Below are 12467 nucleotides of genomic sequence, written 5' to 3' on the forward strand. Positions count from 1 at the left end.
TCAGCTTGCTTGGAGAAACAACATAATGCCCAAATTTCCGAAGATTATCACAGCGATGATCGCGACAATCATCTCGCTCCTGGTCGGGCTGTCTAGTTCCGCGGCACAGGAGACTCGCCTGCTCCCGGCACAGCCTAGTTTGCCTGCAGCCTCAACACATGGCGTGGCAAGAACACACGCGAATTCATCGGCGCGGGCCGCGACGCCAAAACAATTTGAGCTGGCGCGCATCGTGCCATCGTCTGCTGCCAAGAAAGAGCACCGCTTAATCCTTCAGGTCAACACAAGCGACTCCGCGTCAATGAATCTTGCATTGAACAATGCACTCAACGTCGCGCAATACTACAAGGAGGTTGGTGAAGGGGTGAAAGTTGAGGTGATTACCTTCGGCCCCGGCCTCCATATGCTCCGCGATGACACGTCGCCGGTGAAAGCACGAATCGAGGAAATGGCTCTGAGCACGCCGGAAGTATCATTCAAAGCCTGTGGAAACACGCAAGAGAAAATGCAAAAGGCCGAAAATAAAGACATTCCGATCGTTGCCCAAGCGCAAGTGGTGAGGTCGGGCGTCGTTAGGGTGATGCAGTTGCAGGAGCAGGGATGGACCTACGTCAAGCCATGAAATGGCGACCAGACAATGCCCTATCGAGCGGCTAGGTGCCGGCCTGCGGTCGCGACACCCCGATCGAGTGGGTCGCCGCAGCCGATGCAAATTGAACTGGCCTCGATCGGGGACAGATCTATCGCGCGCTATTCACCGGGCAGCGCCAGACCGACTGTCTGATTACGAGAGCGACTTCGGGAGAGGGTTGAGCGAACATCGGTCGTCTCAGTCACTTGCGAGGTCTGGTAGCAATTTTGCGGGGCAGCCCCCGGCCCGCCCATCCTACTCGGCCGCCTGCTAAGGTCGATTGTCCCGTAGCAGCATAGGGTATCGGAGACGCAGGACGGCGCGAACTGTGACGTATGGTGCTTCGATTTACGTCAGTTCTGATGACCTCTTTTTCGAAGGCAAGCGATTAAATTCCACTGGATTTTATTTTGCTAACGCGTCAGATTTCTAGACTTAAAGCGAGTCGATTTTACGTTGGGGAATGTTAAATGGCAAAACCTGCCGTTTCCCGTAATACCTTTCGAGGGTTATTCGCTTTTTATGCGAAAGCTGATCACAAGCACGATGGCGATTATTGTGTGCTGAAGCTGTTTGGATCCGCTCAAAACATTCCTGATCGGCTGCTACAGCAGTGGTCGCACCAGGCTGATCTACCCGGCGCGGAAGCCATCGCCAGCACACTGGAGCCGCGCACCCGCGAGATCGTGAATGGTCGTAAATGCTATGACCACGCCAGCGACTTTCTCCACGTGCTGCTGAGAGACCTAGAGCTAAGGGAACACTAAAGAGGCGTCGCTGCGTCAGGCTCCGCGAGGTCTTGCAGACCTGAATGATAATGCCTTTTGCCTCCGCGCTCTATATGCACCAGACTGCTATTCCAATGCCGGGCGGCCGGCCCATTTTGTCGATATAGTGCTCGCATGCCGAGGTCGATTTACCAGCCATTGCATGAAAGGCTGCGAACGGAGAACGGTCAAAGTCTCCGCCTGACCTTTTCAGAAATTGAAGCGATCTTGGGGAAGCCTCTGCCGAGATCGGCCTACACCTTCACTGCGTGGTGGAGCACACTGAAGAGAGCAGGTCCTCAAGCGAGAGCGTGGATATCCGCTGGTTATCGTGTCCGGGTCTCAATGAAGCACCGCATCGTCGAATTCTATCGTTCTGATGTGAACACCAATGATCGTCATGGAACGCCCTGGCTGCATTGAAGCTTCCCATGATGGCGGACCTATCAACTTCGGTGTTCGGGACCAACTGCGAGAACAAGCTGGCGCAGAATCAAGTTGCAACTTCAGGGCCGCAGCGAAAACTGCTGCGGCCCTCTTTTTGAGCGGAAGCCGCGAGCCGGCTGCTCCGGAACGTGGCGAGAAAAATCTAATGGGAACGCTGCGCGATGGCCCTAGGCCGCATGAGGGTTGACGATGGTGTACCCTCGCAGGGAGCGCGGGTGAATTCGCGTTGCGTGCCCACCTGAGTTGGCATCGTACGCCTTCCAGATGTCACCGGCGATGTGCTGTTCAAGGACGAAGACGTGTCCACGTCGCGCGGCAACCATTCCCGGTGCTGGCGAGGTGCGGGGAAAGCGCAGCCAATTGGCTGCGAGGTTCAGTTCCGGTACTACCCGACCAAACACTCGGATCGCCGCACCACATCCGCAGAACGATCGAGGGCAACCGGCCGGACGACCGCTGACGATCTCACTACTTAAGGCCCCTGAGCTGGCCACAGACATCCGTAGACTAGCAACGGCACCTCGCCGCAGGCGCGGTGCCGGTCTCGTGTATCTCTGCGCCTGCACCAGCGAAGATGAAAAGTCGCATGGCATAATCACGTTGCATTCAGGTGGCGAAGCGGCGCGCAAGGGGCGTGCTTCAGAAGAAATGGATGTCGCAAAAGCGAGCAATAAAGCTACGACTACTCGATTGAACATGCAGGACTCCGGGTTAATAGCCCTGCCCCGACGCGCAGAAAGCGCGTTGTAATTTGGCGAAATTAAGCCACTGAAACAGAATTAAATGAAATTTTGAGACCAAATTAAATCGAGACGGGAACGTTTCGATTTGCCTCGAGTCGTGCTTGCGCGACCGATCCCTTATTGTTCGTGGATCGACAGATGGAAAAGGCAGTCGCCTACGCAATCTCAGCGGCCCTCGTAGGTATCGGTGTTTTGATACTGATCGTCGGCCTGTCCTCCAGCTCGCCCGCTCTGTGGGTGGTGGTCGCACTCGTGCCGATCACGATCGGGATCGTGAGCGCTTTTGGCCCCGTGTAAGGATGGGGAAAACGGCCGATGGGTCAGATCGTCTGCATTTTCCGAATCGGGCCTCTGTGCACGCTCTCAACTGGTTTCAGATTTACGGATACACGCGCGTGAGCCATTTCGTCTCTATGCTTCTGCTTGCCCTCGCCCTGACGCTGACCTTGTGCTTCGGGGTGGCAGCCTGGCGCGTTTCGGCCGGCAATGACGTCGAGATCACCGCAACGATTCCGCATGAGGAATACGGATGGAGAGCGAGGTCGAAGAAGTGAATGCCTTGGGCTCGCCTTCGGTTACATCCTGGCGAGGATGAACATTGATCTTGACGAATCGCGAATGAGTGAAGGCTGCCCGGCGGCTCCGACTGTTACTGCCTCGAGCTCACCAGCAAACATTTAGGACCGCGGGTCGTCCGTTCGCGACATAGCGATCAGGTTCGCGATCATTGCCTCCAGGTGCGGCAGGCATCGCAGGGCTCAGCGGCGTCGAGGTCGGTCACGTGCCAATATTGGACCCGGTCCGCGACGGCCAGAAAGCTGCGTTCGACCATCGATCGATGCTCCGCCTCTTTCAATCGTATGACGATATCTGCTTGCCGGCAGTCAGCTGAGGCGCACGGCTGCGGAAGTTCATCGACATGGCAGCTCCCAACACAACCAGACATAACAACGGGATGGCCTAATACCGCACCAAGCTGTCGCCTCACGCCTCGCCGCGGTAGCTTGTTCGTTCGTGCTGTCGCATCATCCTCATCTCTGATAAGCTGGTGAGACTGGCGCAAACTAGGGTACGGTGGGCACCACAATCAACTCCTTCCAACTCTCTCGATGAATTCCAACGCGGCTGGGGCAATGTCATCGAACTCGACAAAGCAGCGGCGCAGTTCATCTGCAATCTCTACAGTTACATCACGGGACCAGCCCTCTACCGTGTTGAAGACTACGATCCGAGCAGGATGCTTGTATTGGCCTTCCATTATTTGGCGCATCAGCGTCGCTCGACTAGCGTCCTCTTCGGAGGTTTCGCTCCAGGCACGTCCGAGCCCACCTCCGAAATCCTCAAGCACAATATAGACGTCACGTGGATATGGATGGGGCACGATGGACGGAGACTGAGGCATGATTCCGAAATCCCGAAAATACCAGCTCGATTTAATTTTCGATATTAAACTAGATTAAAGATATAATTTCAACCTCATTTATAGTCGTCCGGCTGCGCTTTCGATCGGTCGACACTGCTTATCGATCGACCACTCCCCGGCGCACGTGCTCATGGAGGCGACGAAGAAGCGAGCCGTGAGGTAACGGCGACGGCGATGGCAGCCCCAACGGCAAGGACGACAAACATTTTCGGGGGCACGGCGGTCGGAACGGCTCGCCGGTTACCAAATTTTCCCAACGTCCATCCCCAGGTGGGTAATGCGGTCGGCCCCAGCTTTCCCCGTTGCCCCGCGGGCCTGGAGCTCATTTTTGTTCGGCTTGGAACGACTTGTCGATTGCCAAGTTTTCCCGGCCCCTCCCCAAGGGGCGCCTGCCTTCGCCAAGGCAGCTCAACAGCCCCAGCTTCACCCGCCCCGAGGCTGGGTCCTTTTGCTGTCTGGATAGCTGCAGACTCAGGAGGGCGTTGATGCAGGGTTATCGCTCGATCCTTCTTGTCCAACGGTTGAACGACCTCGTTTGTCAACTGTCAGAGCTGGAAGATCTCCGGCTTAAAGTCAAAGAGGCGGAGCGAAGCGCCTCGGCTGTACCTGCATTGCGGTCGCCTCCGAGCACTCGAGCGCAGCGACGGCGAGCCGCGGGGGAGCAGACCCCCGAGGACTGACTGGAACCCGATCTAACCTGCGTTAGTGAACGAGGTAGAGACTGTGCAGCTCGACTGCCCTGAAGGGAGTGAACTTCACTGTCCTCCCGCGGTGAGGCTTGAGCAAGGTGCTGCACATTTCGCATTTAGGTGTCTACCGCCCGGGCCGTTGCAATCTTCGGCTTTCTCGCGCGCGACAACGCGCTCGAGCGGTCGATGGGCGCAAGCGTGCATTAACGGACTAGCTGGGTGCGCAGGCCGCACGCGACAGTGATAGCGATGAGGCAGCATGGCGTCTGAAGCCTTGCCGCACGCTGATGTTCGTCACGGAGCCGGCGAACTCGACCAAAAGCAGGACCAGGACTTACGTGATCACTGCGTCATGCTGCCCGATCGGGCAGGCTGAGACTTGCTGACGATCTGCGACATCACTGGGTATTCAAACCGAAGTGCGCAGACCATCGTGAGGCACTACCGCGCCCGCAATGCGACTCGCGCCGATTCCGGCATCGACAGGCTTGAATTGCAGGTGCGGAAGGAAGGCATGAAGAGCTGAACGCAGACCGGTAGGGCTCGTGTTACAGTAGTGGACGGGCTTCGGTCCTAATTGTCCGCCTCGTCGCACGGCGTGCGACGTACGACCATTAAAAGCGTCGTACGAGACCCGGCTTGGTCTGCCGAGGAGTTTAAAAGAGCCCCTGCGGCCAATTTCTTAAGGATGGTGGGAGCACCAAGGGCTCGAACCTGGGACCCGCTGATTAAGGGTCAGCTGCTCTGAGAAACTTCGCTGGTGGATTCACCCACTGTGAAAATCGGAAGCGCCAGGCGCGCTAGCTTCTGCAGACGTCAAATTGCCTCAAGGCGTGATCGCCCACGCTTGCCGTCAATGTATTTTTTTTGATCTCCCGGTGCACACGTCGTGCACACGCCGCCTTCTAACCAACTGAAAATACTGAACTCTCGCTCCAGTCCATTATGGGGGCCACGGAAAAGGTCCAGATGCTGATGAAGGGCAACGGCAAGAACGCCGGCGCGGTTGCGGCGATGGTGAAGGGCGAAAAGCCCTACGACCAGGCCACGGTGGACAGCGCGCTGGCGCAGTTCGAGCACACCGCCAAGAAGCTGCCGAACCTGTTTCCCGCGAGCGCAAAGGGCATGAAGCCCGAGGGCGACTACAGCGCCTCGCCGACGGTCTGGGAGGACAAGGCCGGATTCGATGCCAAGGTCGCGAGCTTCGCCAAGGTCGTTGGCGAGGCCAAGGGCAAAATCAAGGATATCGACAGCGATCGTCGTAATATTTCAAACGCCTAACTCACATTCGATAAGGTGAAACATGAGCGTGTGCCCTCCTGTCTTGAAGTGGCTCGCACGCATCCTTCGCCTGAACGGGTGGCCAGTTCAACCGGAATAAAAATCACGGCGGGCAAGAGAGAGCATTGCTATCCGCCTAACGAAAAGGGTTCTCGAATGCCGCGGATGCCTGGAATCCTTCGAATAAAACGGTCCGAAGTCTGAGCTCGCTTCGCACTTGGTCGAGCACCTCTCGCCAATCTCGGGATGACGTCTGTCGAAACAGGCGCATGGTCGGATACCAAGGGCTATCGTCGCGGTCGAGCAACCAGCGATAATCCGGAGTGTAAGGTAACAGAACCCATGTCGGCCGTCCTAGCGAGGCGGCGAGATGTGCAACACTGGTGTCTACCGCGACAACGAGATCAAGACACTTGATTAAGGCCGCAGTCTCTACGAAATCGGTAAGGCCGTCACTGAAGTCGAGAAGTCCCGGGCGCTCTTGCATAGCCTTTCTGTCGTCGGATCCTGGATCCTTCTGGAGGCTGACGAAGCTGGCACTGACATCAAGGACACTTGAGAGGGTTCGCAATGGTATCGATCGATTGCAATCGTCAAGATGCTCCGGGTTTCCTGACCACACTAGCCCCACGCGAAACTTGTGATGAGAGCCGAGTCGTTCTTTCCAAGCGCGCACGCGAGCTCTTGGCGGATTGGGAAGATAAGGCCTTCAGCGCCTCGTTGTGATCTCCTTGCGACAGAAAGGCGATTCCAAGGCTGAGGAAGTATACTGGCTTGGGATCCTGTCGTATTGCGCGAGAAATCCACTGGTGTGCGTGGTCATAGCGCTTGACCTGTTGGGATAGTAAACCCATCAAGTGGAGCGAGTCTGCGTGGTTGGCGTCCAGTGCAATAGCCTGGCGGCAACAGACCTCCGCGTCGCGAAATTGTCAGGCTCGCATGTGGACGAACCCAGACTCAAAAAGCGCAGCGACCGGTGTGGTAGAATCTGCGCGGCCTTTGGATTTGCGAGATTCTCGAGCAGCAGCCCGGCGTTCCTGACGATTCATGGCGCGTTCAGAGCGAGATTCCCAAAAGCAACCTTTAGGTGATTCGATGCAATCTGTGCACCGTCTTGGATGGTCTTCAGTGCAGGACATCCAGGGGCACTTTCCCGATCTCCTCACCCTCCTCGTTCGTGACCATGATGGAAAAATGACGATTCCTGAGTTCGGGACGCTCCGCAAGAAGTCTCCTCGCGATCTCCTCGGCAACATCCAGCGCCATGATGTCGTCGGGTAATTCAGCACCTCCCTCGTCTGCAACGGTCTTGGAGTCGACCAGATCGAAATGATAGCGCGGCACGTGAACCCTCAAATTCGTCGCAGGAGCGCGCGATCTCGAGTCTTCGTTCCGGCGCTCGCATGTCAACCCCCGGCAGACCCGCAGGAACCCTCAGGCGCATCGCGGCATTGCTGCGTTTTGGAGCCAACAAATGCTTGGACAGCTGCGCGTGCTTGCCCAGCCGGGCGCGGTCATCGCCGGTCTCGCCGTCCTGCTGCTGATGGCCGCTGGCGACGCGGCGATCGTGATCGCCGTGAAGGGCTGGCCATTCTAGCCCGATGATCGATGTCGGACATGTCCTTCTTCGGCCAACTGTTCCGGTTAGCGCATAGGAACCTTTGTAGGCCTGCCCGGTTCCGCCTGTGAAGCGGAGTGCGACAAAGCGTCAATGCAGGTCTGGGTGCGAAGGGTTCTGGTGTTGTGCATGACCTGGCCGCTTGCTGCGTGCGCGGGCCAGCAGTCGGCGCTTGACCCTCAAGGGCTGCAGTCTGAGCAGATTCGGCATACGCTATTCATCTTCCTCATTGTCGCGGCGATCGTCTGGACCGCCGTCGTCATCGTTCTGGGCCTGGGGCTATTACGCCGGAAGCGCACAGCCGATCAGCCGCTGGACCTCCACCAGCCCTTCGAACAACGCTCCGGGCGCGTCGTCCTGGCGCTTGGGATTGCGACCACCGTCGTCGTGCTCGGTCTCTCCTTCGTCAGCTATGCCGGACAACGCACCGTCTTCGCCAAGGACGAGAATGCCCTCACGTTGAAGATCATCGGCCATCAATGGTGGTGGGAGGTTCGCTATGAAGCCGACAGTCCGCACCAGAGTTTCGTGACCGCCAACGAGATCCGGATCCCGACCGGCCAGCCGGTGAAAGTCGAGCTGGAATCCGCCGACGTGATCCACAGCTTCTGGGTGCCCAGCCTGACCGGCAAGATGGACTTGATCCCCGGGCAGAAGAACGAGCTGCAATTCACGGCGAAGAACGCGGGCATCTATCGCGGGCAATGCGCCGAGTTCTGCGGGATCCAGCACGCCCATATGGCGTTCGCCGTGATCGCGATGTCGCCCGACGAGTTCGGGCGCTGGCGCGATCATGAAAACCAGAGCGCGAACAGCCCTACCGATCAACTCGGCAAGCAGGGTGAAGCTCTGTTCCGGGCGCGCGGCTGCGCACTGTGTCACAACATCAGCGGTACGATGGCCGGCGGGCAGCTGGGTCCGGACCTCACGCATATCGGCAGCCGCACGACGATCGCGGCGGGAACGTTGCCGAATACGTCGGCCACGCTCGGCGCCTGGATCGTCGATCCCCAGCACATCAAACCCGGCAATCTGATGCCGAAGATGCCGCTGCAATCGGACGAAATGATCGCGATCATTCATTATCTGGAGCAGCTCAAGTGAGCATGGCCGCTGAACCAAATGAGTTGCGGGACGACGTCCTGAACGGCCTGCAGCTTTCGATGCAGCTCGAGCGGGTGTGGCGCACGCCGTCTGGACTTGTCGGTGCGCTCATGTCGGTCGACCACAAGGTCGTTGGACGCCGCTATATCCTGACCGCATTCGCCTTCCTGCTTCTCGGCGGCATTCTCGCGATCCTGATGCGTGTTCAGCTTGCCGGGCCGGAGAAGACGTTTCTCTCCGCCGACAAGTACAATCAGGTCTTCACGATGCACGGCTCGACGATGATGTTCCTGTTCGCCGTCCCGGTCATGGAGGCGTTCGCCGTCTATCTGGTGCCGTTGATGGTCGGCACGCGTAACATCGCGTTTGCGCGCCTGAATGCCTTCAGCTATTGGATGTTTCTGTTCGGCGGTTGCTTTCTGTGGATCTCGTTCCTGTTCAACGTCGGTCCCGATGTCGGCTGGTTTTCGTACGTTCCCCTCTCGAGCCTGCAGTTCACACCGACGAAGCGGGCCGATGTCTGGGCACAGATGATCACCTTTACCGAGGTCGCGGCGCTCGCAGTCGCCGTGGAGATCGTCGTCACCGTGTTCAAGCTCCGCGCCCCCGGCATGACGCTCGACCGCATTCCCCTGTTCGTCTGGGCCATGCTGGTGACGGCCTTCCTTGTGATGTTCGCGATGCCGTCGATCATGGTCGCATCGACGTCACTGATCCTTGATCGGCTCGTCAATACGCGCTTCTACGACTCCTCATCGGGTGGGCATCCCCTGCTCTGGCAGCATCTGTTCTGGTTCTTCGGCCATCCCGAGGTCTACATCATCTTCATCCCGGGTACGGGAATGGTCTCGGCGATCCTCGCGACGTTCGCGCGGCGGCCGGTGATCGGCTATCCCGTCGTGATCCTCTCCTTGATCGCGACCGGCTTCCTGTCGTTCGGCCTCTGGGTCCACCACATGTTCGTCACGGGCCTGCCCCAACTCGGCGCGGCCCTCTTCACGGCCTCCAGCATGCTGATCGCGGTGCCGAGCGGGCTGCAGATTTTCTGCTGGCTGGCAACGCTCTGGGATGGACGTCCGGTGTACCGGACGCCGCTGCTGTTCGTGATCGGCTTCATCGTCATCTTCGTGCTCGGCGGGTTGTCCGGCGTGATGGTCGCCTCGGTGCCGATCGACACCCAGGTGCACGACACCTATTTCGTCGTGGCCCACTTCCATTATGTCCTGATCGGCGGCGCAGTCTTCCCGCTGGTCGGCGCGGTCTACTATTGGTTTCCCAAGATCGCAGGCCGCATGCTGAGCGAAAGACTCGGACGCTGGAATTTCTGGCTGGCCTTCATCGGCTTCAACGTCGCCTTCTTCCCGATGCACATCCTTGGGCTGGTCGGAATGCCGCGCCGGGTCTACACCTATACCGCCGACATGGACTGGGCGCACCTGAACCTCGTGTCCAGCGGCGGTGCTCTCGTTTTCGCGTTTAGCTTCGCGGTTCTTCTGGCCAATGTGATCTACAGCCTTGGCAAAGGCGCGCTTGCAGGCGACAATCCCTGGAATGCCTCGACGCTGGAATGGGCGACCTCGTCGCCGCCTCCGCCGCAGAACTTCGACCGCATTCCGGTTGTCAAGCACCGCGATCCGCTGTGGGCCGATAGCGAGAGCCTGTCTGTGGTCGCGGGTCTGAGTGCCGAGCGGCGCGAGGTCCTGCTGACCTCGCTTGCGGAAGCCGAGCCCCAGATCCGCGAGGCTTCGCCCGAGCCGAGCATCTGGCCCCTGCTCACAGCCATCGCAACGACGATCTTCTTCATCGGATCGATCTTCACGCCTTGGGCGGTGCTCTGGGGCACGCCGCCGATGGCCGTGACTTTGATCGGCTGGTTCTGGCCGAGCGGCAGCAAGGAGGACGAGGAGTGAGACAGACCATCGTCCACGACGTCTCGGACCTGCCGACTTACGGCTACGGCCCGCGCAGTGGCCCGTGGTGGGGCGCCATGGGTTTCATGGCCCTCGAAGGCATGGGCTTTGCCGTTGCAATCGGCGCGTACCTTTATCTCTACGCAGTTAACCCGAGCTGGCCGATCGGAGCCTCCCCGCCGGATCTCTGGCCGGCGACGGTCGAGACCGTGATTTATGTGTTGAGCATCATTCCCAACGAGTTCACCAACCGCGCCGCGCACCGTCAGGATCTCGCGAAGGTGCGGATCGGTCTCATCGTGATGGCCCTGATCGGCATCGCGCTCCTAGTGCTGCGCGGCTTCGAGTTCGCACATCTCAACACCCGCTGGGACAATTCAGCCTACGGCTCGATCGTATGGCTCATTCTGGGGCTGCACACGACCCACCTTGCCACCGATGTGGGCGACACGGTCGTGCTGGCAGTGTTGATGTTCACGCGTCATGCGAAACCGCGCCGGTTCAGCGACGTGACCGACAACGTGTTTTATTGGAACTTCGTCGTGCTCGCCTGGCTGCCGCTCTATGTCTTGCTGGATTGGGTGCCACGCCTATGACCGCAACCGATCAACAATCCAGACTGCTCTACTGGGCCGGCGTTGCGCTTGGGCCCATCGCGTGGGGTATCAATTTGCAGGGCGCCTACGTGCTCGCGCACTTCTCCTGCGAACAGACCAGGATCAGCGGCACGATCATGAGTGCGGTTCTGGCTATCGTCGCCCTCGCAGGCACTGTCATATCGGCCCGCGCGGTTCGGCGCGGCGCGGGGGCTGAATGGGCCGATGCGCGGGGTGGCGGGCCACGAACGTTCATGGCCTGGCTTGGCGTCGGCTCCGGCGTGCTGTTTGCGTTGGTGATTGCGAACCAGTTCGCCGCCTCGCTCATGATCAGCCCATGCCTGCGCTGAGCCTTGCAGCACTGCTGCTTGCGCTGCTCGCGGGACCGGCCGCCGCGCACGGACTATCGGAGGTCGATCCCGGCTCGCTGTGGAGCTACGATCCCTGGCTCATGGCCCCGCTCTATGCCGTCGGTATCGCCTTCTATGTCGGAACGCAGCGGCTCTGGCATCATGCGGGCGGCGGCCACGGCGTCAGCTTCCGCCAGGTGGCCGCATTCTGGACCGGATGGCTGGTGGCCGCGCTCGCCGTGACCTCGCCGCTGCACTGGCTCGGCGAGCGTCTGTTCACCGCGCACATGGTCGAGCACGAACTCCTGATGGTGGTCGCGGCACCGCTGATGGCGTTCGCCCGGATCAATGGTCCGCTGCTGTGGAGCCTCCCGGCCCGGCTCCGCCCTGCGGCGGGTCGCGTGCTCAATCTGCCGATACTGGCGTGGCCGTGGCGGCTTGTGAGCCATCCGATGAGCGCGACCATCCTCCACGGCGCAGCACTCTGGGTCTGGCACGCACCGCCCTTGTATGCGTGGGCGCTCGAGAATACGGCGATCCATCGTCTCCAGCACATCAGCTTCTTTGCAACCGCGCTGTTGTTCTGGTGGGTGCTGCTGCACGGCCGCGGTCAGGGCCGTAGCACACGAATTCGCGATGGCATCGCTGTCGCTTGCCTGTTCATCACCATTCTGCATTCCGGCGTGCTCGGGGCCCTGCTGACCGTGTCGCCGCGGCTTTGGATCCCAGGCCAGGGCGCCCTCGCTGGCGAGTTCGGCCTTTCGACACTCGAGGATCAGCAACTCGCCGGCATCCTGATGTGGGTGCCCATGGGCATCCTCTATACCGGCGCGGCGTTGTTCTTCGCTCATCGGTGGTTGACCGCGAACGGCGGGAGGACGCGCCTGCTCCTTCAGCATCCGGGCTGA

Annotated in this window: 12 protein-coding genes and 1 pseudogene; 11 read left to right on the forward strand and 2 right to left on the reverse strand. The window is 59.5% G+C overall.

What is annotated here, in order from left to right; translation table 11 throughout:
* Window positions 1-25: 25 nt before the first annotated feature.
* From AC0L3A_RS00185 to AC0L3A_RS00205, 5 genes and pseudogenes are all read left to right on the forward strand, one after another.
* Window positions 26-622, forward strand: a complete 597-nt coding sequence (locus AC0L3A_RS00185; RefSeq protein ID WP_007592911.1) for a DsrE family protein — start codon at window positions 26-28, stop codon at window positions 620-622.
* A gap of 479 nt (window positions 623-1101) precedes the next feature.
* Window positions 1102-1398, forward strand: coding sequence for a hypothetical protein (locus AC0L3A_RS00190; RefSeq protein WP_473253306.1), 297 nt, complete (start codon window positions 1102-1104; stop codon window positions 1396-1398).
* 135 nt (window positions 1399-1533) lie between these two features.
* The gene (locus AC0L3A_RS00195) at window positions 1534-1821 is read left to right on the forward strand and encodes a DUF7662 domain-containing protein (protein WP_433994716.1); all 288 of its coding nucleotides are present in this window, start codon (window positions 1534-1536) and stop codon (window positions 1819-1821) included.
* A 905-nt stretch (window positions 1822-2726) separates the two neighbouring features.
* Window positions 2727-2885, forward strand: coding sequence for a hypothetical protein (locus AC0L3A_RS00200; RefSeq protein WP_473253307.1), 159 nt, complete (start codon window positions 2727-2729; stop codon window positions 2883-2885).
* A 2778-nt stretch (window positions 2886-5663) separates the two neighbouring features.
* Window positions 5664-5981 (forward strand): annotated as a pseudogene (locus AC0L3A_RS00205) (cytochrome c); the annotation flags it as partial.
* A gap of 136 nt (window positions 5982-6117) precedes the next feature.
* Here the strand turns inward: AC0L3A_RS00205 and AC0L3A_RS00210 are convergent.
* Both AC0L3A_RS00210 and AC0L3A_RS00215 read right to left on the reverse strand, forming a co-directional pair.
* A complete protein-coding gene (locus AC0L3A_RS00210) occupies window positions 6118-6468 on the reverse strand; it encodes a glycosyltransferase family 9 protein (protein ID WP_473253308.1) in 351 nt (116 codons plus the stop codon).
* Window positions 6469-7106: 638 nt separating this feature from the next.
* Window positions 7107-7325 (reverse strand): DUF6894 family protein, encoded by a 219-nt coding sequence (locus AC0L3A_RS00215; protein ID WP_473253309.1) that lies wholly within the window; start codon window positions 7323-7325, stop codon window positions 7107-7109.
* Window positions 7326-7455: 130 nt separating this feature from the next.
* Here AC0L3A_RS00215 and AC0L3A_RS00220 point away from each other — a divergent pair, with 130 nt between their 5' ends.
* The 6 genes from AC0L3A_RS00220 to AC0L3A_RS00245 all read left to right on the forward strand — a co-directional run bounded on the left by AC0L3A_RS00220 (window position 7456) and on the right by AC0L3A_RS00245 (window position 12467).
* The gene (locus AC0L3A_RS00220) at window positions 7456-7578 is read left to right on the forward strand and encodes a hypothetical protein (protein ID WP_007592920.1); all 123 of its coding nucleotides are present in this window, start codon (window positions 7456-7458) and stop codon (window positions 7576-7578) included.
* A gap of 150 nt (window positions 7579-7728) precedes the next feature.
* On the forward strand, window positions 7729-8703 hold the full coding sequence (gene coxB, locus AC0L3A_RS00225) for a cytochrome c oxidase subunit II (protein ID WP_473253310.1): 975 nt from the start codon (window positions 7729-7731) through the stop codon (window positions 8701-8703).
* A 2-nt stretch (window positions 8704-8705) separates the two neighbouring features.
* Window positions 8706-10613, forward strand: coding sequence for a cytochrome c oxidase subunit I (gene ctaD / locus AC0L3A_RS00230; RefSeq protein WP_473253410.1), 1908 nt, complete (start codon window positions 8706-8708; stop codon window positions 10611-10613).
* On the forward strand, window positions 10610-11209 hold the full coding sequence (locus AC0L3A_RS00235) for a cytochrome c oxidase subunit 3 (RefSeq protein WP_473253311.1): 600 nt from the start codon (window positions 10610-10612) through the stop codon (window positions 11207-11209). Before ctaD ends, AC0L3A_RS00235 begins: the two co-directional genes overlap by 4 nt.
* Entirely contained in the window at window positions 11206-11559 is a 354-nt protein-coding gene (locus AC0L3A_RS00240; protein WP_007592927.1) for a hypothetical protein, read from the forward strand. Before AC0L3A_RS00235 ends, AC0L3A_RS00240 begins: the two co-directional genes overlap by 4 nt.
* Entirely contained in the window at window positions 11547-12467 is a 921-nt protein-coding gene (locus tag AC0L3A_RS00245) for a cytochrome c oxidase assembly protein (protein WP_007592929.1), read from the forward strand. Before AC0L3A_RS00240 ends, AC0L3A_RS00245 begins: the two co-directional genes overlap by 13 nt.

Source organism: Bradyrhizobium sp. MI1.3, assembly GCF_055811695.1.